This window comes from Micromonospora sp. CNZ286 (genome assembly GCF_014207755.1).
Genome location: NZ_JACHIZ010000001.1, coordinates 4,441,472 through 4,461,729, shown reverse-complemented (window position 1 = coordinate 4,461,729; position 20,258 = coordinate 4,441,472). Strand labels below are relative to the sequence as shown.

Genomic DNA, 20,258 nt, shown 5'->3' with positions numbered 1-20,258 from the left:
TGCCGCGCGATCTTGCAGTTTCGGCCCTGCGGATCGCTGGTTTGCCACGATTTGCCGGGGCCGAAAGTGCAAGATCGCGGGCGGGGTGGGGCGGGCTCGGGCGGGCTCGGGCGGGGTGGGGCCACGGGGGTGGGATTGGCGGTGCCGGGGTGGGGGCGGGGGTGGTTAGCGTCGGTGGCATGGAGCTGGAGCAGGCGCAGAAGTTGTGGCAGCCGGAGCCGGGCTGGTTGAACACGGCCACCTACGGACTGCCGCCGGAGCCGGTGTGGGACGCCGTGCAGCGGGTGCTCGCCGACTGGCGGACCGGGCGGGTGTCGTTCGAGGTGTGGGAGGAGTCGGTGGACCGGTCCCGGGCCGCGTTCGCCCGGCTGACCGGTGTGGACGTCGCCGACGTGAGCATCGGCGCCAGCGCGTCACAACTCGTCGCGCCGATCGCGGCCGGGCTGCCGGCGGGCGCGACGGTGGTGGTCCCCGAGACCGAGTTCACCTCGATCCTGTTCCCGTGGCTGGTGCAGCAGGACCGCGGCGTGCGGATACGCACCGTGCCGCTGGCCGGCCTGGTCGACGCGATCGACGCCGACACCGATCTGGTGGCGTTCAGCGTGGTGCAGTCCGCCGACGGCACAGTGCTCCCGTACGACGAGATCGTCGCGGCGGCCCGGGCGCACGGCGCGTTCGTGGTGGCCGATGCGACGCAGGCGTGCGGGTGGCTGCCGTTCGCGGCGGACCGGGCGGACGCGGTGGTGGTCGGGGCGTACAAGTGGTTGATGTCGCCGCGTGGATCGGCCTTCGCCTACCTGGCCCCGGCGCTGCGCGAGCGGATGCGCCCGGACGCGGCCGGGTGGTACGCGGGCCGCGAGCCGCACGCCTCCTACTACGGGCTGCCGCTGCGCCTGGCCGACGACGCGCGCCGGTTCGACGTCGCGCCGCCGTGGCTCAGCTACGCGGGCACCGCCCCGGCGCTGGAACTGCTCGCCGACCTCGACCCGGAGGCGGTGCGCGCGTACGACGTGGGGCTGGCCAACCGGTTCCTGACCGGGCTGGGCCGGCCGCCGGGCGACAGCGCGATCGTCAGCGTGGACGTGCCGGACGCGCAGGAGCGGCTGGCCCGCGCCGGGGTGCGCGCGGCGGTACGGGCGGGCCGGGTGCGCGCCTCGTTCCACCTCTACACGACCGAGGCGGACGTGGACCGGGCGGTCGAGGCGCTGACCGGCTGACTGCTCAGGCCAGGTGACCGCCGATCTTCGTGTAGCCGCGCAGCAGGTCGCGGGAGATGATCAGCCGCTGCATCTCGTCGGTGCCCTCGAAGATCCGGTACAGCCGGACCTGCCGGTACCAGCGTTCGATCGGCAGCTCACGGGTGTAGCCCATGCCGCCGTGGATCTGGAGCACCCGGTCCACCACCCGGTTGACCATGCCGGCGCCGTAGAGCTTGCCCATGGAGGAGGCGTGCCGCGGGTCGAGGCCCTGGTCGACGGTCCAGGCCGAGCGCAGGATCAGCCAGCGGGCCGCCTCCAGCTCGGTCTCCGAGTCGGCGATCATCCACTGGATGGCCTGGTTGGTGGCGATCGGCGCGCCGAACGTCTCCCGCGTGTTGGCGTGGTCGATGGCCATCTGCAGGGCGCGCTCGGCGATGCCGATGGCGTGTGACGGGATGGTGTAGCGGCCCTTGCCGATCCACTCCATGCCGAGCGTGAAGCCCTGCCCGATCTCGCCGAGGATGTTGCGGTGCGGCACCCGTACGCCGTCGAAGATCAGTGAGGCCGGGCCGCCCTCGCCCATGGTCTGGATGAACTCGGAGCGCCAGCCCATCGCGCGGTCCACCAGGAACGCGGTGGCGCCGCCGCGGCGGGCGCCCTTCTCCGGGTCGGTCACCGCGACCACGATGGCGAAGTCGGCGTCGTTGCCGTTGGTGATGAACGTCTTCTCGCCGTCGAGGATCCAGTCGTCGCCGTCGCGGCGGGCGCGCAGCTTGATGTTCGCCGCGTCGGAGCCCGCGCCGGGCTCGGTGATGGCGAAGCAGGAGATCCGTTCGCCCTCGATGGTGGGGATCAGGAACTCGCGCTTCTGCTCCTCGGTGGCGTGGAACAGGATGTTGTCGGCCTCGCCGCCGAAGCGGAACGGCACGAAGCTGCGGCCCAGTTCGGTCCAGATCAGCGACTGCATGACCGCCGGCAGGTCCATCCCGCCGTACTCCTCCGGCGTGGCCAGCCCCCAGAAGCCGAACTTCTTCGCCTTGAGCTGGAGTTCGCGCAGCTCGGAGCGGTCCAGGCCGGGCTGGTGGGCGCGCTCGCGGCGCAGCACCTCCGCCTCCAGCGGCATCACCTCGCGGGTGACGAACGTGCGAACGGTGTCCCGGATCGCGCGTTCCTCGTCGGACAGTGCGAAGTCCACGGTGCCCCCTCAGGTCGACTGGCTCTAAACTAGCGCTGGAAGTTTTACCGCGTCCAGACCCGATGTCGAAGGGAGGATGATGACCAGGTGCCCCGACCCCGACAGGCCCTGCTCACCCGCGACCGGATCGTCGAGACCGCGCTGGCGCTGATCGACGCCGACGGGCTGGACGCGCTCTCGACCCGGCGGCTCGCCGCCGCGCTCGGTGTCCGCGGCCCCTCGCTCTACAACCACTTCGCCACCAAGGAGGAGATCCTCGACGCGGTGGCCGACGGCGTCGCGGCGACAGTCGACATCGGCGTCTTCGACGAGTGCGAGTGGCTCGACGCGCTTCGCCGCTGGGCGCGCTCGTACCGGGCCGCGCTGGCCGCCCACCCGAACATCGTGCCGTACCTGGCGCAGGGGCCGGGCCGCCGTCCGGCCGCGCTCGCCATGGCCGACGCGGTCTACGGCGCGTTGGTCCGGGCCGGCTGGCCGCCCGCGCGGGCCACCCACATCGGCGCCGCGATGCGCTACTTCGTGGCCGGGTCAGCGCTCGGCTCGTTCGCCCGCGGCTTCGTCGAGGACCCCTCGCTCTACGCCGCGCACCCGCACCTCAACCAGGCGCACCGGCTCGCCGGACACCAGCGCAGCGTGGACGAGGGCGCGTTCACGCTCGGCCTGGACGCGCTGCTGCACGGGCTCGCCGCCGAGTACGCCGCCACCGTCGCCCCGCTGGAACGGGTCGGCGGTCCGGAGTAGCGTCGAAACTCCCACCGCTAGTTTCCGCCGCCCCCGAAGGACGCCATGGATCTCGCCGCCGCCCCTCCCGCCCTGCTGACGCGCCGCCACCTGCACGTCGACGGTGACTGGGTCGACCCGTCGTCGGGCGACACCATCCCGGTGGAGAACCCGGCCACCGGGAGCATCGTCGGTGAGGTGCCCGCCGGCACACCGGCCGACGTGGACCGCGCGGTCGCCGCCGCCCGTGCCGCGTTCCCCGGCTGGGCCGCCACCGCCCCCGAGCAGCGGGCCGCGCACCTGGACCGGCTGCACACCGCGCTCGCCGCCCGCGCCGACGAGATCGCCCGCACCGTGGCGACCGAGCTGGGCACCCCGCTCAAGTTCGCCACCCGGGTCCAGGCCGGCCTGCCGCTGACGGTGCTGCGGAGCATCGTCGACCTGGCCGCCCGCCCGGCGGCCGAGCACACGGTCGGCAACTCGCTCGTCGTCCGGGAGCCGGTCGGCGTGGTCGGCGCGATCACCCCGTGGAACTACCCGCTGCACCAGGTGGTCGCCAAGGTCGCGCCCGCGCTCGCCGCCGGCTGCACAGTGGTGCTCAAGCCCAGCGAGCTGACGCCGCTGACCGCGTACCTGCTGTTCGACGCGATCACCGACGCCGGGCTGCCGCCCGGCGTGGTGAACCTGGTGCCCGGCACCGGCCCGGTGGTCGGCGAGGCGCTCGCCGCGCACCCCGACGTCGACCTGGTCTCGTTCACCGGCTCCACCGCCACCGGCCGGCGCATCGCCCACCTGGCCGCCGAGCGGATCGCCCGGGTGTCGCTGGAACTCGGCGGCAAGTCGGCGAACGTCATCCTGGCCGACGCCGACGTGCCCACCGCGGTCAAGGTCGGCGTCGGCAACGCGCTGCTCAACTCCGGGCAGACCTGCACCGCCTGGACCCGGATGCTCGTACACCGCGACCGCTACGCCGAGGCCCTGGACCTGGTCGCGGCGGCGGTGGCCGGCTACCGGCTCGGCGACCCGTTCGACCCGGCCACCCGGCTCGGCCCGCTCGCCTCCGCCGCGCAGGCCCGGCGGGTACGCGACCACGTCGACCGGGCGCTCGCCGACGGCGCCCGGCTCGTCGCCGGTGGCCCGGACGCGCCACTGCCGCCGCAGGGTCACTTCGTCGCGCCCACCGTCTTCGCCGACGTGCACCCGGACAGCGCGCTCGCCCAGGAGGAGGTGTTCGGGCCGGTGCTCGCGGTGATCCCGTTCGCCGACACCGACGAGGCGGTCGCCGTCGCCAACAACTCCCGGTACGGGCTGGCCGGCGCGGTCTGGTCCGCCGACTCCGACGCGGCGCTGGCAGTGGCCCGGCGGATGCGTACCGGCCAGGTCGACGTCAACGGCGGCGCGTTCAACCCGCTCGCCCCGTTCGGCGGCTACAAGCAGTCCGGCCTCGGCCGTGAGCTGGGCGCGTACGGCGTGGAGGAGTTCACCGAGCTGAAGGCGATCCAGCGGTGAGGGCGCTCGTGGTACGCGGCCGGGGCGCCACACCGGCGGTCGAGGAGGTACGCCTGCCCGCGCCCGGCCCGGGCGAGCTGCGGGTACGCATCCGCGCCGCCGGCATCTGCCACTCCGATCTGGCCATGGTGGACGGCACGCTGGCGCCCGCGTACCCGCTGGTGCTGGGGCACGAGGCGACGGGTGTGGTGGCCGAGGCCGGACCCGGTACGACGCTCGCGGCCGGCACGCCCGTGGTGCTCAACTGGGCGCCGGCCTGCCGCGACTGCTGGCACTGCCGGCACGGCGAACCGTGGCTCTGCGCCGCCAACCCCAACCCGTCGACACCTCGCGGCGAGACGGCCGCCGGTGAGCCCCTTCAGGTCACGCTCGGGCTCGGCGCGCTCGCCGAGGAGGTGGTGGTGCCGCAGCACGCCGCCGTACCGGTGCCTGCCGGACTGCCGCCGGAGCAGGCCGCGGTGCTCGGCTGCGCGGTGCTCACCGGCGTCGGCGCGGTCCGCAACACCGCACGGGTCGCCCCCGGCGAGTCGGTGGCGGTGATCGGGCTCGGCGGAGTGGGCCTGGCCGTGCTGACCGCCGCGCGGCGGGCCGGCGCGGCGCCGATCCTCGCCGTGGACGTGGTGGAGGCCAAGCGGGACCTCGCGCTCGCCGCCGGGGCGACCGACTTCCTGCGCTCCGACGACCGGCTGGGCAAGGAGATCCGGGCCCGCACCGACGGGCGCGGCGTGGACCACGCGTTCGAGTGCGTCGGCCGGTCCGTCACCATCCGCGCCGCCTGGCGGGCGACGCGGCGCGGGGGAGCGGTCACCGTGGTCGGCATGGGCGGCAAGGACGACATGCTCAGCCTCTCCGCGCTGGACATCTTCCACTCCGCGCGCACGCTGCGCTCCTCGGTGTACGGCTCGACCGACCCGGACCGGGAGGTCCCGGAGCTGGCTGCCGCGCTCGCCGCCGGTGACCTGGACCTGGGGCCGCTGGTGAGCGGCACGGTGCCGCTGACCGAGGCGCCCGTGGCGCTGGAGCGGCTGGCTCGCGGCGAGGGAGCCCGCTGGGTCGTCACGTTCCCGGACTGACCGGGCTCCGGCCGGATTCGCCGCCGGCGCATCCGGATCGGGCCGTGCGGACGAACCCCAGGGTAGGAGAGCTACCCGGGGGTACGTCCGTTGCTGACCGAGAACATGCCGGCCGGGGCCGTCGAGACGGCCCGCAAACGGCTGACCGCCGCCGCCGAGGACCTGGACGACAACCGGGTCGCCGGGCTGGTGCTCGACCTGGCCGCCGAGGCCGGGGTGGTGCCCGCCTGGGAACAGGTCTGCCTGCCGCTGCTCGGCACGCTGCGCGGCGACAGCGCCGCCGAGATCGCCGTCGAGCACGCCCTCTCCGAGGGGGTACGCGTCGGACTGGACGTGTTCGGCCGTGAGCCGTCCCGGCCGCTTCCCGCCCAGGGCGTGCTGCTCGCAGGCGCCGAGCACGAGACGCACTGCCTCGGGCTGCACGCGCTCGCCGCGGCGCTGCGCGAACGCGGCCGGGGCGCGCTGCACCTCGGCCCGGCGCTGCCGTGGTCCGCGCTGACCAGTGCCGTGGTCCGGGTCCGTCCGCGGGTGGTGGTGGTCTGGTCGCAGACGCCGCTGACCGGCCGCGCGTACCGCCTGGTCCGTCTGCGGCGGGACCTTCCCGGGGTACGCGTGCTCGCCGCCGGTCCGGGGTGGATCGAGCCGTTCCCGCCCTCCTCGGCCGCTCCGCAGCGCCTCACCACGCTCGGCGAGGCGACGCTGGCCTGCCTGGCCGCAGGAGGCGCCACCTGACACCGGCTCCTGACACGGCGGACTGACGCCAGGCGCGAGCAGACCGGCGTGACCAGGATCAGCCGGGGCGGAATCCGCGCACCAGCGTGGCGACGGCCGACTCCGGGTCGAAGCCGTCATCGGGGGAGGCGAGCTGGTTGCTCAGCAGCCCGTCGACGAGTGCCAGCAGCATCCGGAAGTGAGCCGGCGGATCGGCCGAGCCGAGCGTGGCGAGCAGCGGCTCCCCCCAGCCGGCCAGCCGTGCCCGGGCGGCCTCGATGGCCGGGCGCAGATCGGGCCGCACCGCCGCCTCGACGAACAGCGCGTACCGGGCGAGCGTGACCACCCGCTGCCGGTCGGTGAACTCCCGGATCAGCCGGCCGACCACCGCGGCGAACGCGGTGACGTCGCCTGGCGGCAGGTCCGTGGCGAGCCGTTGCCAGGCCGCCGTCTCCACCTCGACCAGCCGGTCGAAGACGCCGGTGATCAGCGCCTCCCGGGTGCGGAACCGGTTGGACGCGGAGCCTTCGGGCAGGCCCGCCTCCGCGTCCACGGCCCGGTGGGTGAGCTGGCGCGGCCCGCCGGTGCCGAGCACCCGGATGGCGGCGTCGAGCAGGAGCTGCCGGCGATCGGTCACCCGGACAGACTACAGGCGTAGTGCAGCCGACTACATCTGTAGTACGGTGACGGCATGGGCGGACGCGCGGTCGTGGTCGGGGGCGGGATCGGCGGGCTCGCGGCGGGCATCGGCCTGCGGGCGGCGGGCTGGGAGGTGACGGTCCGGGAGCGGTCGGCCGCGTTGCCGCACACCGGCACCGGGCTGGGCATCTGGCCCGGCGCGATGCGCGCCCTGGACGCCCTCGGCGTCGGCGACGAGGTGCGCCGCCGGGGCAGCCGTCAGGCCGGCGGGTCGATCCGGCGCCCGGACGGCAGCCGGATCGCCACCGTCGACGTCGAGCGGCTGGAGCGCCGGCACGGCGAGCCGGTGCACCTGGTCACCCGGCCGGTGCTGCTCGCCGTCCTGGCCGGCGCGCTGCCCGGACCGGCGCTGCGCCTCGGCGCCCCGGTGACCGGCCCGGGGTCACTGCGCGACGCGTACGACCTGGTGGTGGGCGCGGACGGGATCAACAGCGTGGTGCGCGCGCAGATGTACGGGCAGCGGTATCCGCTGCGGTACGCGGGCGCGGTGGCCTGGCGCGGCGTGGTCGACCTGGATCTGGCCGAGGGCGGCGAGACCTGGGGGCGGGGGCGCAAGTTCGGGCTGACCCCGGCCGGGCCGGGCCGCACCAACTGGTACGCCGCGGTGCGCCTGCCCGAGGGGCACCCGGCGCCGCCCGACGACCGCGCCGAGCTGCGCCGCCTCTTCGGTGACTGGCACCCGCCGGTGCCGCGGGTGCTCGACGCGCTCACGCCGGACGGCATCCTGCGGCACGAGATCCACGACCTCACGCCGCTGCCGTCGTACGTGGCCGGCCGGACGGCACTGCTCGGCGACGCCGCGCACGCGATGACCCCGGACCTCGGGCAGGGCGCCTGCCAGGCGCTGATCGACGCGGTGGCGCTCGCCGACTGCCTGCGCGACGCCGGGGACGTGCCGGCCGCGCTGCGCGCGTACGACAGGAGGCGCCGGCGTCCGACGCAGCGGATCGCGGCCGGGGCGCGGTGGGCGGGGCGGCTGTCCGGCGTGCGGCGGCTGCTGCCGGTGCGGGACGCGCTGCTGCGACTGGCGCTGGCGGCCGGACCGCCCGCGTGACCTGAGACACATTCGATACGAACCCGTTCCGTATCGAAACCCGCTCACCTACGCTCGGCTCCGTTACGAGTCTGACCCGTATCGTATTCCGACGCGGGGAAACCGGGGGGAGCACGGACGTGGAACCACACGAGAACACCGGACACCCGAGGAGGTGGGCGATCCTCGGGGTGCTGGTGATCAGCCTCCTCGTGGTCGTCCTCGACAACACCATCCTCAACGTCGCGCTGCGCACGCTGGCCGACCCGGTGCACGGCCTCGGCGCCACCCAGGGCGAGCTGGAGTGGGCGATCAACTCCTACACGCTCGTCTTCGCCGGGCTGCTGTTCACCTTCGGCGTGCTCGGTGACCGGCTCGGCCGCCGCCGCTTCCTGATCCTCGGGCTGGCGCTCTTCGGCCTGTCCTCGCTGCTGTCCGCGTACGCGCAGGACCCGGCCCAGCTCATCGCGGCCCGCGCGCTGATGGGTGTCGGCGGCGCGGCCATCATGCCGGTGACGCTCTCGATCATCTCCAACGTCTTCGACCCGCGCGAGCGCGCCAAGGCGATCGGCGTCTGGGCCGGCGCGGTCGGCCTCGCGGTGGCGATCGGCCCGGTGCTCGGCGGCGCGCTGCTGGAGCACTTCTGGTGGGGCTCGGTCTTCCTGATCAACGTGCCGGTGGTGGCGCTCGGCGTGGTGCTCGTCGCGGCCCTGGTCCCCGAGTCCCGCGACCCCAAGCCCGGCCGGGTCGACCTGCTCGGCGTGCTGCTCTCGGTGGTCGGCCTGGTCGCCCTCACCTACGGCATCATCGACGGCGGCGAGCACGGCTTCGGCCGCCCGCAGGTCTGGGTCGCGGTGCTCGGCGGCCTCGCGGTGCTCGGCTGGTTCGTCGCCCACGAACTGCGCAGCGACCACCCGTCGCTGGACGTACGGCTGTTCCGGGTGCCCCGCTTCGCCGCGCCGGTGGCCCTGGTCGGGCTGGTCTTCTTCGCTGCCATGGGCGTGATGTTCTTCGGCGCGTTCTACCTCCAGCTCGTGCGCGGCTACAGCCCGCTGGAGAGCGGCCTGCTGTTCCTGCCGTTCGCCGCGGCCCAGCTCATCTTCGCGCCGCGCAGCGCGGCGATGGTCCGCCGCTACGGCGGCCGGGCGGTCGCGGCCGTCGGGCTGCTGCTCACCACTGTGGCGCTCGCAGCGTTCGTCTTCATCGACGCGGACACCCCGATCTGGATCTTCTCGGCGCTGGGCTTCCTCCAGGGCGCCGGGATGGCGAACATCATGCCGCCGGCCACCGAGTCGATCATGTCCTCGCTGCCCAGGGAGAAGGCCGGTGTCGGTTCCGCGGTCAGCAACACCGTGCGCCAGGTGGCCGGCGCGCTCGGCGTGGCGGTGCTCGGCTCGGTGCTCTCCGCCGTCTACCGCGACCAGGTCGGCCCGGCGGTGGCCGCCCTGCCCGCCCCGGTGCGCGACGCGGCCCGCGAGTCGGTGTCCGGGGCGTACGCGGTCGCGGGCCGGCTCGGCCAGGACGGGCCGCGACTGATCGACGCGGCCAACGACTCGTTCGTCTCGGCCATGCACTGGGCGGCGGGCGCCTCAGCGGTGGTGGCCGCGCTCGGCATCGTGATCGTGCTGCGCTGGATGCCGGGCCGGCCGGTCGTCGCCCCCGACGCGGCGCCGGTCACCGACAGGGAGTTGGCCGGTACCGCGTAGGTTCGTGGACAATGTCTGACATGACTTCCACGGCGGATGCTCCGCGGTCGCCCGGTCGACCGCGGAGCACCCGTGCGGACGAGGCGATCGTCGACGCCACCCTCGACCTGCTGGCCGAGGGCAGCACCATAGAGTCGCTGTCCATCGAGGCGATCGCGGCCCGCGCCGGAGTCGGCAAGGCCACCATCTACCGCCGCTGGCCGGGCAAGGACGCGTTGCTGCTGGACGCGTTGCGCACGCTCAAGGGGCCCGCGCCCCGCACCGCCGGGCGCTCCGTCCGCGACGACCTGGTGCTGCTCGTCGGCGCCGTCGGCCAGCACGCCGACCCCCGGGTCCGCAAGATCATGCCCTGCCTGGTGCCCGAGGTGAACCGCAGCTCGGCCCACCGGCAGGCGTACGAGGCGATCGTCGAGCCCCGGCGCGCGGCGATGCGCGAGGTGCTGCGCCGCGCGATCGACCGGGGCGAACTGCGCGCCGACCTCGACATCGAGGTGACCATGTCGCTGCTCACCGCGCCGATGCTCACCCAGCGGATGCTGCGCTGGCACCCCGAGCGCGACGAGCGGATGCTTCCCGAGCGGATCGTGGACACGGTCCTGGACGGCCTGCGCGTCCGCTGACCCGGGCCGGCCGGTCCGCCCGGCGCGGTCCGGCCGCTCAGCGGGCGGGCGTGCGCAGCCGGTGCAGGCGCAGCGCGAGCTGCACCTCCAGCGCCCGCTCCGGCCGCTGCCAGTCCGCGCCGAGCAGGTGCCCGACCCGCTCCAGCCGCTGGGTGACCGTGTTCACGTGCACGTGCAGCTGCTCGGCGGCGCGAGCCAGGCTGCCGCCCACCCCGAAGTACGCCTCCAGCGTCTTCACCAGCGCCGTGCCCCGCCGGGCGTCGTAGTCCAGCACCGGCCCCACAGTCGTGGCGAGGAACCGGGCCACGTCCCGGTCCCCGGCGTCACCGACCGCGCCCAGCAGCAGCCCGACGAAACCCAGCTCGGTGGTGCTCGCCCCCTGCCCGGCCCGGCCCAGCGCACCGAGCGCGGACAGGCAGCGCTCCGCCTCGGCGAACGTGACGGCCAGCGACGCCGGACCGGTCGACGGCCCGCTCGCCCCGGCGGTCACCGGGCGGCCGGTCACCCGGGACAGGTCCCGGGCCACCGCGCGGGCCGCACCGCCGGCGTCGTGGCCGGGCAGCATCAGCACCACCCGTCCGGCGCGCGCCGCGGCAAGGCCACCCCGGGTCGAGGCGTACGTGGTGGCCCAGGACAGCACCCGCTGCCGGGCCGAGCCGGTCTCGGCGAACGCGTCGTCACCGACCGCCACCAGCACGTGCGGGGCGTCCAGGTCCACCCCGATCCGGCGGGCCCGCGCGCGCAGCGCGTCGGCGTCGCGCAGCGGCCGGGCGATCAGGTCGTCCAGCAGCTCACCGCGGACCCGCCCCTCCGCCTCGGCCACGGTCCGGCGGAACAGCAACAGCAACGCGGTCACCAGCGCGGCCCGCTCCAGGATGCGCTGGTCGGCGTCGACCAGCTCGTCGTCCGGGCGCAGCACCAGCGCGCCCAGGTTCTCCGCGCCGGCCACCACCGCGGCGTACCAGAGCGGGCCCCGGCGCACGCTGCGCCCCTCGGTACGGGACGCGGCGACCGCCTCCACGATGTCCGCCCGGTCCGGCTCCTCGATCTCACCGACCCGGGCCAGCCGCCGGCCCTCGGCGTCCAGCGCCAGCAGCGCGCCACCGAGCACCTCGGTGACCGCCGCCGCCACGTCCTCCATGCCGCCGCCGCGCACCACGAGCGCGGTCATCCGGTCGTGCGCAGCGGCGGCGCGCTCCACCGAGCTGCTGTGCGCCCGGATGGTGCTGTTCGCCGCGGACAGCTCCGCCAGCGCCGCCCGGGTCTCGGCGAGCAGCCGCGCGGTGTCGATCGCCACCGCCGCGTGCGCCGCGAGCGACACCAGCAGCGACACCTCCTCGCGGGCGAACGGGCGGGCCGAGCGGTTCGCCGCGTACAGCACGCCGATCACGCTGGACCCGAGCCGCAGCGGCACGCCGAGGATGGCCACCAGGCCCTCCTCGCCCACGCCGCCGTCGATCTCCCCGGTGTGCCGGAACCGCTCGTCCTCCTGGTAGTTCGAGGTGACGTACGGGGTGCCGGTCTGCGCGACCAGCCCGCCGAGCCCGTCGCCCAGCTCCAGCCGCAGCCGCTGGAACCGGGCCGAGATCGAGCCGTCGGTGACCCGCATGTACGTGTCGCCGCGCTCGTCGTCGTTGAGCGTCATGTACGCCACGTCGGTGCCGAGCAGGATCCGCGCCCGGTGCACGATCGCGCGCAGCACGTCGTCGAGGTCGCGCAGTCCGGCCAGGTCGCTCGCGGTGTCGTACAGGCCGGACAGCTCGGTCTCCCGGCGGCGCCTGCGGGCCAGCAGCGCCCGTACCCGCAGCGCCACCACCTTCGCCTGCTCCAGCTCGGCCAGCCGTTCGGCGGGCAGGCCGGCGGCGCGCGCGGCCACCAGCGGGCCCTCGAACTCGACCGCGGCGGCCTCGCGCGCCAGCAGCTCCAGGAACTCCACCGGCGACGACATGACCGACATTGTGCGCGGGCCCACTAGTTCGCCGTCCAGCCCCCGTCGAGGGCGATCGAGGTGCCGGTGAGGAACGCGGCCGGCGGGGAGCACAGGTACGCCACCAGTTCGGCCACCTCCGCCGGCTCGATCAGCCGCTTGATCGCCGCCCGGGCCAGCATGATCTTCTCGACCACCTCGTCCTCGCCGATGCCGTGGGTGGCCGCCTGGTCGGCGATCTGGCTCTCCACCAGCGCGGTGCGCACGTACGCCGGGTTGATGCAGTTGGCCGTGACGCCGTGCGCGGCGCCCTCCAGCGCCACCACCTTGGACAGGCCCTCCAGCGCGTGCTTGGCCGAGACGTACGCGGCCTTGAACGGCGAGGCGCGCAGCCCGTGCACCGAGGAGATGTTCACGACCCGGCCCCAGCCGTTCGCGTACATCAGGGGCAGCGCGCGGCGGATCAGCAGGAACGGCGCCTCCACCATCACCCGCTGGATGTACTCGAAGCGCTCGACCGGGAAGTCCTGCACCGGCGCGACGTGCTGCAGCCCGGCGTTGTTGACCACGATGTCGGCGTCGACGTCGAGCCGGTCCACAGCCGCCGGGTCGGCCAGGTCGATCCCCACCGCCCGGCCGCCGGCCTCGGCGGCCACCGCCTCGGCCGCCGCCACGTCGCGGTCCAGCACCACCACCGTCGCGCCGGCCGCCGCCAGGCGCAGCGCGCAGGCCCGTCCGATGCCGCCGCCACCACCTGTCACCAGCGCGGTGCGACCGGTCAGGTCGACGTGTACGACGTGGGGGACCGCCACGGGTTCTGCCGTCATGGCGCATGAACGTACGAGCCGGGTGCCCCCTGGCACATGGGGCGGCGACACATACTCCACCGTCTGCGTGTGTGGTGCGCCGCGTCACCGCCCGTGCCCGGCGTGTCCGGCCGTCCCGGCGTCGGCGGGCACCATTAGGGTGTGTCGAACACACGTACTGCTGGCGGCTCGGGGAGGAGGCGGCGTGCGCGTGCTGGGCGTCGACCCGGGGCTGACCCGGTGCGGGGTCGGCGTTGTCGAGGGCGTGCCGGGCCGTCCCTGCACGCTCGTGGCCTACTACGTGGTCTACACCGACCCGGAGGACGACCTGGCGCTGCGCCTGCTGCACCTGGACCGCTCGCTCACCGACCTGGTCGCCGAGCACCGGCCGGACGCGGTCGCGGTGGAGCGCGTGTTCAGCCAGCACAACGTCCGCACCGTGATGGGCACCGCGCAGGCCAGCGGCGTCGCGGTGCTCGCCGGGGCCCGGGCCGGGCTGCCCGTGACGACGTACACGCCGAGCGAGGTCAAGGCGGCGGTGACCGGCTCGGGGCAGGCGGACAAGAAGCAGATGACCACCATGGTCACCCGGCTGCTGCGGCTGCCCGAGCCGCCGAAACCGGCCGACGCCGCCGACGCGCTGGCGCTGGCCATCTGTCACGTGTGGCGCGGGGGCACCCGGTCCAAGCTGGCCGCGGCCGCGCAACGGGCCCGACGAGGAGGGACGCGATGATCGCGAGCGTACGCGGCACGGTGACCGCCACCGGCCCGGATCACGCGGTGGTGGAGGTGGGCGGCATCGGCCTGGCCGTGCAGTGCGCCCCCGGCACGCTCGCCGACCTGCGCGTGGGCCAGCCCGCCCGGCTCGCCACCAGCCTTGTGGTCCGGGAGGACTCGCTCACCCTCTACGGCTTCGCCGACGACGACGCCAAGCAGCTGTTCGAGCTGCTCCAGACCGCCAGCGGGGTCGGTCCCCGGCTGGCCCAGGCGGTGCTCGCCGTGCACACGCCGGACGCGGTCCGCAAGGCCATCGCCAACGCCGACACCGCCGCGCTGACCCGGGTGCCGGGCATCGGCAAGAAGGGTGCCGAGCGGCTGGTGCTGGAGCTGCGCGACCGGGTCGGCCCGGTGCCGGTGGGCGCCGACGGCGCGGCCGGGGTGACCGCGGGCGCCTGGCCGGAGCAGGTCCGCCAGGCCCTCGTCGGGCTCGGCTGGACGGCCGGGCAGGCGGAGCAGGCGGTGGCCGCGGTGGCGGAGACCGTCGACGGCGAGACCCCGCCGGTGCCGGTGCTGCTCAAGCAGGCGATCCGCCTCCTGGGCCGGAACCGATGAGCGGGGAGAATCTGGTCTCGGCGTACGTGAACGACGCCGAGCTGGACGCGGAGGCCAGCGTCCGCCCGAAGCGGCTGGACGAGTTCATCGCCCAGCACCGGGTCCGCGACCAGCTCGACCTGCTGTTGCAGGGAGCGATGCGGCGCGGCTCCCCGCCCGACCACATCCTCCTCTCGGGACCGCCTGGCCTCGGTAAGACGACCCTGGCCAACATCGTCGCCGCCGAGCTGGGCACCGGGATCCGGGTGACCAGCGGCCCGGCCATCGAGCGCTCCGGCGACCTGGCCGCGATCCTGACCGGCCTCGCCGAGGGCGACGTGCTGTTCATCGACGAGATCCACCGGATCGCCAAGCCGGCCGAGGAACTGCTCTACAGCGCCATGGAGGACTTCCGCGTCGACGTGGTGGTCGGCAAGGGCCCGGGTGCCACCGCCATCCCGCTCGACGTGGAGCCGTTCACGCTCGTCGGCGCCACCACCCGCTCCGGCCTGCTGACCGGCCCGATGCGCGACCGGTTCGGCTTCGTCGCGCACCTCGACTTCTACGCGCCGGCCGACCTGGAGACGCTGCTGCACCGGTCGGCGCGGATCCTCGGCGTGCCGATCACCGCCGACGGCGCGGCGGAGGTCGCGGGCCGGTCCCGGGGCACCCCGCGCATCGCCAACCGGCTGCTGCGACGGGTCCGCGACTACGCCGAGGTCCGCGCCGACGGCGTGGTCACGCTGGAGACCGCACGGGCCGCGCTGACCGTCTACGACGTGGACGCGCTCGGCCTGGACCGGCTCGACCGGGCGGTGCTGACCGCGCTCGTCGACTCGTTCCGGGGCGGCCCGGTGGGCCTGTCCACTCTCGCTGTGGCGGTGGGCGAGCAGCCGGACACGGTCGAGGAGGTCTGCGAGCCGTTCCTGGTCCGGGCCGGGCTGCTGGCCCGGACCCCGCGCGGGCGGGTGGCGACCGAGGCTGCCTGGCGCCATCTGGGCCGTACGCCCCCGAATGGTACATTTGGTGCGGATGCCCCTCCGGGGCCCGATCTGTTCTCGGTGCAGACCGACCAGCCGTGATCCGTTCGTGATCTGTGCCGCATTCGGTCTTCTCAGGAGCAGGGACTAGACTTCGCCGCGGTTTGTACAGGACGTGAGAATCCGCTTCCGCTGCGGCGCCCTCCGGCGCCGGGGTGGAGGCCAACCGGAAGGTCTACACCGTGCTTTACGCAGCAGCGAGTGGCGGGGGAGCCGGCAGTCTGACGCCGATCCTCATGATCGCTCTGCTTTTCGTCGTCATGTACTTCATGATGATCCGTCCGCAGCAGAAGCGCCGCCGCGAGGCAGAGCAGATGCAGTCCGCTCTCGCCCCGGGCGACGAGGTGGTCACCATCGGCGGCCTGCACGGCACGGTCACCGCGGTCGAGGACGAGACGGTCCTGCTCGAGGTCGCTCCGGGCGTGCAGACCCGGTACGCCCGCCCCGCCGTCGCGCGGGTGATCAAGCGCGCCGAGGCGCCGGCGGCCGAGACGATCACCGAGGAAGCCGAGCCGGTCAAGGAGTGACCACCCGTCCCGGACGGGGCAGCGGATTCATCCGTACAAGTGGATAGTTGGGGTCGGCGCGCGGCGCCGGCATCCGGCCGGCCCGTGCGGCGCCCCCGCGCCGCGCACCAGCCGGCGTGCCGTCCTCCGGTGCCGACCCGCCGGAGCAGTCGGGCGGACACCCCCGGCCCGACAGTTGTCGCCGCCGTGGAAGCGGCGCGACCGTACAGGGAGACAGGACAGCCGTGGCACCACCTCAGGGACAGATGCGGCCCGGACGGCAGCTCGCCGTGCTCGGGTTCATCTTCGTCGTCCTCTATCTATTGGTGTTCTTCTCGGGCGGCGCCAGCGGTGGCTGGAAGGACCGGCTGGAGCCCCGGCTCGGCCTGGACCTCGTCGGCGGCACCCGGCTGACGCTCGAGGCCACCAACACGGTGGACGGCAAGCCCCCGACCGCCGACAACCTCGAGGAGGCCCGCCAGATCATCGAGAGCCGGGTCAACGCCTACGGCGTGGCCGAGGCCGAGGTGGTCACCGAGGGCAACCGTAACATCGTCATCTCCCTGCCCGGCCAGAACCGCGACCTGACCGACGTCGGTGAGGCCGCCGAGCTGCGCTTCCGCAAGGTGCTCAAGGCCACCGACGGCAGCGGCGCCGCCGCCGCGCCCGCGCCGGTCCCGAGCGCGACCCCGTCCGGTGCGGCCAGCCCGACGCCGTCGGGCAGCGCGTCGCCGAAGGCGAGCACGAGCCCCAAGGTGAGCGGGTCGCCGAGCGCCGGCGGGCAGGGCGGTATGGCCCCGACGCCGAGCGCCAGCGCCTCGGCCACGCCGTCGGCCTCGCCGAGCGCCGCCGCGCCGAGCCCGAGCGCCAGCGCCGAGCCGGTGCCGCAGAGCATCGAGCAGCAGCGCAAGGCCGTCGAGCAGAAGGTCGGCGCGGCCGCCTGGGCCGCCGCCTCGGGCCTGCAGGCCCCGGCGGACCTGACCACCGACCCGTCGCTGGCCGACAAGCTCAAGCCGTTCGGCACGCTCACCCCGCAGGAGATCGCCGTCCTGCCGGTGGAGATGCAGTTCAACGTCCCGACCATCACCTGCGCCCAGCTCGACTCGCGGCCCGCCGCCTCGATCAAGGACGAGAAGCAGAAGGCGGTCGCCTGCGAGTCCGGCGCGAAGTACCTGCTGGACGTCGCGAAGGTGCTCGGCACCGACGTCAAGAACGCCTCCGCCCAGCTCGACCAGACCAGCTCCTGGGTGGTCAGCCTGAACTTCACCGGCAGCGGCCAGGAGAAGTGGACCGCGCTGACCCGCGAGGCGTTCACCAACGAGGGCCAGGCCTGCGACCAGACCGCGCTCGGCCAGGACGGCAAGTGCCGCGTCGCCGTGGTGCTGGACAACGAGATCGTCTCGTCCCCGGAGATCCAGGGCGTGCTGACCGGTGACTCGCAGATCACCGGCAGCTTCGACAACAAGGCCGCGAACGCGCTCGCCAGCCAGCTGCGCTACGGCGCGCTGCCGGTGACGTTCGAGCCGCAGGAGCAGCAGAACGTCACCGCGACGCTCGGCGACAGCCACCTCAAGGCGGGTCTGCTGGCCGCGGGCATCGGCATGCTGCTGGTCATCATCTACTCGTTCTTCTACTACCGGCTGCTCGGCTCGGTCATCTTCCTGAGCCTGGTGCTCTCCGCGCTGCTGGTGTTCGGCGCGCTCGTGGTGCTCGGCCGGTCGATCGGCTTCACGCTCACGCTCGCCGGCATCGCCGGCATGATCGTCTCGCTGGGCGTCGCGGCGGACTCGTTCGTCATCTACTTCGAACGATTGAAGGACGAGATCCGGGAGGGCCGCAGTCCACGGAGCGCGGTGCCGCGCGCCTGGATCCGCGCCCGTCGGACGATCATCTCGGCGAACGCGATCACGCTGATGTCGGCAGTGGTGCTCTACATCGTGTCGGTCGGCGCGGTGAAGGGCTTCGCCTTCGCGCTCGGCCTGGCGACCGTGCTCGACCTGGTCGTCGTGTTCCTCTTCCGCCACCCGATCATGACGATGTTCGCCCGGACCCGGGCGTTCCTGTCGCCGCGGGTCAGCGGTCTGGGCCGGGCGCTGCCGGCCCGGTCGGCCGAGCCGGGCACCGCCCGCAACCCGCGTGTGAAGGAGGCCTGAGATGGCTAAGAGCGGTCTGGCCGCCCGGCTCTACCGGGGCGAGGCGGATCTCAACATCGTCGGGCGGCGCAAGCTGTGGTTCGGCGTCGCCGGCGTGCTCATGCTGATCGCCGTGCTGAGCTTCGCGATCAGCGGCTTCAAGCTGGGCATCGAGTTCGCGGGCGGCAACTCGTTCCAGGTGCCGGCCAGCGTCGGCACCCTGGACCGCGCCGAGCAGGTCGTCGACGAGGTGCTGGCCGACGAGGCGCCCGGCGTCGAGGTGGTCAGCGCGCAGAAGGTCGGCGGCACCAGCGGCGAGTTCTACGAGATGCGTACCGGGCAGCTCTCCGCGGAGCAGGCGAACGCCGCCAAGACCGCGATGGCGCAGGAGTTCGGCATCCAGGCCGACCAGATCAGTGGCAGCCAGGTCTCCGAGGCCTGGGGCAGCCAGGTCACCTCGCGCGCCTTCCTCGGTCTGGTGATCTTCATCGCGGTGGTGTCGATCTACCTGGTGCTGCGCTTCGAGTGGCGGATGGCGGCCGCCGCCATCGTCTCGCTGCTGACCAACCTGGTCCTCACCGCGGGCATCTACTCGCTCGTCGGCTTCGAGGTCACCCCGTCGACGATCATCGGCTTCCTCACGATCCTGGGCTTCGCGCTCTACGACGTGGTGGTGGTCTTCGACAAGGTGCAGGAGAACACACGCGGCATCACCGCGAACAACAACGTCACCTACGGCGAGGCGTCCAACCTGGCGCTCAACCAGAGCCTCATGCGGTCGCTGAACACCTCGGTCGTGGCGCTGCTGCCGGTCGGCGGTCTGCTGTTCATCGGCGCCGGCCTGCTCGGCGCGGGCACGCTGAAGGACCTCGGCCTGGTGCTGTTCGTCGGTATGGCGGTGGCGTTCCTGACCTCGATCCTGCTCGCCACGCCGCTGCTGGTGCTGCTGAAGAACATGGACCCGCGGATCAGCGCCCACAACAAGCGGGTGCTGTCCCGCCGGGCCGCGCTCGCCCGGGGCGAGATCACGCCGAAGGGCCCGCGTGCCACCACGCCCGCCGCCGACGCGCCGATCGACCCGGAGGCGGCGGCGCTGGCCGGCGCCGCACCCAAGGTGGGCGCCCGGCCGGCCGGCAAGCGTCCCAGCGGTGCCCGCGGCGGCCGTCCCGCCGGGGGCGGCGGCAACCGGCCCGGCGGCAAGCGCCGCTGACCGCAGGGCCGGACGGAATCGGTCCGACGGCGTCCGTCATGCTGATGTCACGGCATGACGGACGCCGTCGTCGTTTCGAGAGGACATGGGACGCACAGTGACGGAGACCCACACCACAGGGGTACGGGGAGACAGCGGCCCGGAGGTCGCCCAGCTCGTCGCCAGCCGGTTGCTGGACGTGCCGGACTTCCCCAAGCCGGGTGTCGTGTTCAAGGACCTGATGCCGCTGTTCGCCGACGGTGAGGCGTTCCGGGCGGTGATCGACGGCATCATCGCGTACCACGAGCCGGAGTCGTTCGACACCGTCGCCGGCATCGAGGCACGCGGGTTCGTGCTGGCGGCGGCGGTCGCGTACGCCACCGGCGTCGGCGTGGTGCCGGTGCGCAAGGCCGGCAAGCTGCCCCGGGCCACGCACTCCGCCTCCTACGCGCTGGAGTACGGCGAGGCGACGCTGGAGGTGCACCAGGACGCCTTCACCGCGGGCCACCGGGTGCTGGTGCTCGACGACGTGCTCGCCACCGGCGGGACCGCCGAGGCGACGCTCGACCTGGTGGAACGCGCCGGCGGCACGGTGGCCGGGTTCACCGTGCTGCTGGAACTGGGCTTCCTCGAGGGCCGTAAGCGGCTGGCGCAGCGCCCGGTCCATGCCCTGTTGACCGTTTGACCAGGCCGGCCCGTCGGGCCGGTCGGCGCCGACCGTCCGGGGGAGCGGTGGCGTACCCTGCGTACGGGTAGCATTGCCCTTTGCCCGACCCGGCCGAGCTGTCCGGGGCGGCGAAGGCGCCGGGGCCCGGCCCCGGCGACCGCGTGGAACAAGACCGGCCTCCGGGCCGGTTGAACCAGACGTCGGCCGGACGGCCG

At 74.0% G+C, this 20,258-nt stretch carries 19 protein-coding genes; 15 read left to right on the top strand and 4 right to left on the bottom strand.

All coding sequences use genetic code 11. The features are described from left to right. The first annotated feature begins 179 nt into the window (after positions 1–179). Positions 180–1,217: an aminotransferase class V-fold PLP-dependent enzyme gene (locus FHX31_RS19400; protein ID WP_184976949.1), complete on the top strand. Its 1,038-nt coding sequence runs from the start codon at positions 180–182 to the stop codon at positions 1,215–1,217. A gap of 4 nt (positions 1,218–1,221) precedes the next feature. On the opposite strand, the gene FHX31_RS19395 is transcribed toward FHX31_RS19400, so the two are convergent. Next, positions 1,222–2,394 (bottom strand): acyl-CoA dehydrogenase family protein, encoded by a 1,173-nt coding sequence (locus tag FHX31_RS19395; protein ID WP_071095773.1) that lies wholly within the window; start codon positions 2,392–2,394, stop codon positions 1,222–1,224. An 87-nt stretch (positions 2,395–2,481) separates the two neighbouring features. Between FHX31_RS19395 and FHX31_RS19390 the strand changes: the two genes are divergently transcribed. From FHX31_RS19390 to FHX31_RS19375, 4 genes are all read left to right on the top strand, one after another. Beyond that, positions 2,482–3,135 carry a TetR/AcrR family transcriptional regulator gene (locus tag FHX31_RS19390; protein ID WP_013285453.1) on the top strand — a complete coding sequence of 218 codons (654 nt, stop codon included), beginning with the start codon at positions 2,482–2,484 and terminating at the stop codon, positions 3,133–3,135. Between the two features lie 45 nt (positions 3,136–3,180). Beyond that, on the top strand, positions 3,181–4,623 hold the full coding sequence (locus tag FHX31_RS19385) for an aldehyde dehydrogenase family protein (protein WP_184976948.1): 1,443 nt from the start codon (positions 3,181–3,183) through the stop codon (positions 4,621–4,623). Further along, a complete protein-coding gene (locus tag FHX31_RS19380) occupies positions 4,620–5,696 on the top strand; it encodes an alcohol dehydrogenase catalytic domain-containing protein (protein ID WP_457604112.1) in 1,077 nt (358 codons plus the stop codon). The genes FHX31_RS19385 and FHX31_RS19380 overlap by 4 nt, the downstream gene beginning before the upstream one ends. 90 nt (positions 5,697–5,786) lie before the next feature. Next, complete coding sequence (locus tag FHX31_RS19375) at positions 5,787–6,428, top strand: transcriptional regulator (RefSeq protein WP_232236670.1); 642 nt, start codon at positions 5,787–5,789, stop codon at positions 6,426–6,428. 58 nt (positions 6,429–6,486) lie between these two features. Here the strand turns inward: FHX31_RS19375 and FHX31_RS19370 are convergent, their stop codons facing one another. Next, positions 6,487–7,044, bottom strand: coding sequence for a TetR/AcrR family transcriptional regulator (locus tag FHX31_RS19370; protein WP_184976947.1), 558 nt, complete (start codon positions 7,042–7,044; stop codon positions 6,487–6,489). Between the two features lie 54 nt (positions 7,045–7,098). On the opposite strand from FHX31_RS19370, the gene FHX31_RS19365 reads away from it, so the two are divergent. From FHX31_RS19365 to FHX31_RS19355, 3 genes are all read left to right on the top strand, one after another. Then, positions 7,099–8,160 carry an FAD-dependent monooxygenase gene (locus FHX31_RS19365; protein WP_184976946.1) on the top strand — a complete coding sequence of 354 codons (1,062 nt, stop codon included), beginning with the start codon at positions 7,099–7,101 and terminating at the stop codon, positions 8,158–8,160. Positions 8,161–8,279: 119 nt separating this feature from the next. Then, a complete protein-coding gene (locus FHX31_RS19360) occupies positions 8,280–9,845 on the top strand; it encodes an MFS transporter (RefSeq protein ID WP_123109644.1) in 1,566 nt (521 codons plus the stop codon). 11 nt (positions 9,846–9,856) lie between these two features. Continuing rightward, the gene (locus FHX31_RS19355; protein ID WP_013474870.1) at positions 9,857–10,465 is read left to right on the top strand and encodes a TetR/AcrR family transcriptional regulator; all 609 of its coding nucleotides are present in this window, start codon (positions 9,857–9,859) and stop codon (positions 10,463–10,465) included. Between the two features lie 37 nt (positions 10,466–10,502). Here FHX31_RS19355 and FHX31_RS19350 read toward each other — a convergent pair whose 3' ends face one another. After that, positions 10,503–12,422 carry a helix-turn-helix domain-containing protein gene (locus FHX31_RS19350; RefSeq protein ID WP_013285461.1) on the bottom strand — a complete coding sequence of 640 codons (1,920 nt, stop codon included), beginning with the start codon at positions 12,420–12,422 and terminating at the stop codon, positions 10,503–10,505. A gap of 14 nt (positions 12,423–12,436) precedes the next feature. Further along, a complete protein-coding gene (locus tag FHX31_RS19345) occupies positions 12,437–13,219 on the bottom strand; it encodes a 3-hydroxybutyrate dehydrogenase (protein ID WP_047892838.1) in 783 nt (260 codons plus the stop codon). Positions 13,220–13,403: 184 nt separating this feature from the next. Here FHX31_RS19345 and ruvC point away from each other — a divergent pair, with 184 nt between their 5' ends. From ruvC to FHX31_RS19310, 7 genes are all read left to right on the top strand, one after another. Then, positions 13,404–13,931, top strand: a complete 528-nt coding sequence (gene ruvC / locus FHX31_RS19340; RefSeq protein WP_013474872.1) for a crossover junction endodeoxyribonuclease RuvC — start codon at positions 13,404–13,406, stop codon at positions 13,929–13,931. Further along, entirely contained in the window at positions 13,928–14,530 is a 603-nt protein-coding gene (ruvA, locus tag FHX31_RS19335) for a Holliday junction branch migration protein RuvA (RefSeq protein ID WP_013285464.1), read from the top strand. Before ruvC ends, ruvA begins: the two co-directional genes overlap by 4 nt. Beyond that, entirely contained in the window at positions 14,527–15,591 is a 1,065-nt protein-coding gene (gene ruvB, locus FHX31_RS19330) for a Holliday junction branch migration DNA helicase RuvB (protein ID WP_013285465.1), read from the top strand. Before ruvA ends, ruvB begins: the two co-directional genes overlap by 4 nt. A 140-nt stretch (positions 15,592–15,731) precedes the next feature. Next, positions 15,732–16,076, top strand: coding sequence for a preprotein translocase subunit YajC (yajC, locus tag FHX31_RS19325; protein WP_036345294.1), 345 nt, complete (start codon positions 15,732–15,734; stop codon positions 16,074–16,076). Positions 16,077–16,300: 224 nt separating this feature from the next. Next, the gene (gene secD / locus FHX31_RS19320; RefSeq protein ID WP_184976945.1) at positions 16,301–18,208 is read left to right on the top strand and encodes a protein translocase subunit SecD; all 1,908 of its coding nucleotides are present in this window, start codon (positions 16,301–16,303) and stop codon (positions 18,206–18,208) included. Position 18,209: 1 nt separating this feature from the next. Then, entirely contained in the window at positions 18,210–19,397 is a 1,188-nt protein-coding gene (gene secF, locus FHX31_RS19315; protein WP_184976944.1) for a protein translocase subunit SecF, read from the top strand. 97 nt (positions 19,398–19,494) lie between these two features. Continuing rightward, on the top strand, positions 19,495–20,061 hold the full coding sequence (locus FHX31_RS19310) for an adenine phosphoribosyltransferase (RefSeq protein WP_184976943.1): 567 nt from the start codon (positions 19,495–19,497) through the stop codon (positions 20,059–20,061). Positions 20,062–20,258 lie beyond the last annotated feature (197 nt).

Coding starts and splice junctions, on each gene's coding strand:
- FHX31_RS19385 (WP_184976948.1), top strand. CDS start 3,181: ATGGATCTCGCCGCCGCCCCTCCCGCCCTGCTGACGCGCCGCCACCTG.
- FHX31_RS19355 (WP_013474870.1), top strand. CDS start 9,857: ATGTCTGACATGACTTCCACGGCGGATGCTCCGCGGTCGCCCGGTCGA.
- FHX31_RS19345 (WP_047892838.1), bottom strand. CDS start 13,219: ATGACGGCAGAACCCGTGGCGGTCCCCCACGTCGTACACGTCGACCTG.
- FHX31_RS19365 (WP_184976946.1), top strand. CDS start 7,099: ATGGGCGGACGCGCGGTCGTGGTCGGGGGCGGGATCGGCGGGCTCGCG.
- FHX31_RS19400 (WP_184976949.1), top strand. CDS start 180: ATGGAGCTGGAGCAGGCGCAGAAGTTGTGGCAGCCGGAGCCGGGCTGG.
- secF (WP_184976944.1), top strand. CDS start 18,210: ATGGCTAAGAGCGGTCTGGCCGCCCGGCTCTACCGGGGCGAGGCGGAT.
- FHX31_RS19350 (WP_013285461.1), bottom strand. CDS start 12,422: ATGTCGGTCATGTCGTCGCCGGTGGAGTTCCTGGAGCTGCTGGCGCGC.
- ruvA (WP_013285464.1), top strand. CDS start 13,928: ATGATCGCGAGCGTACGCGGCACGGTGACCGCCACCGGCCCGGATCAC.
- ruvB (WP_013285465.1), top strand. CDS start 14,527: ATGAGCGGGGAGAATCTGGTCTCGGCGTACGTGAACGACGCCGAGCTG.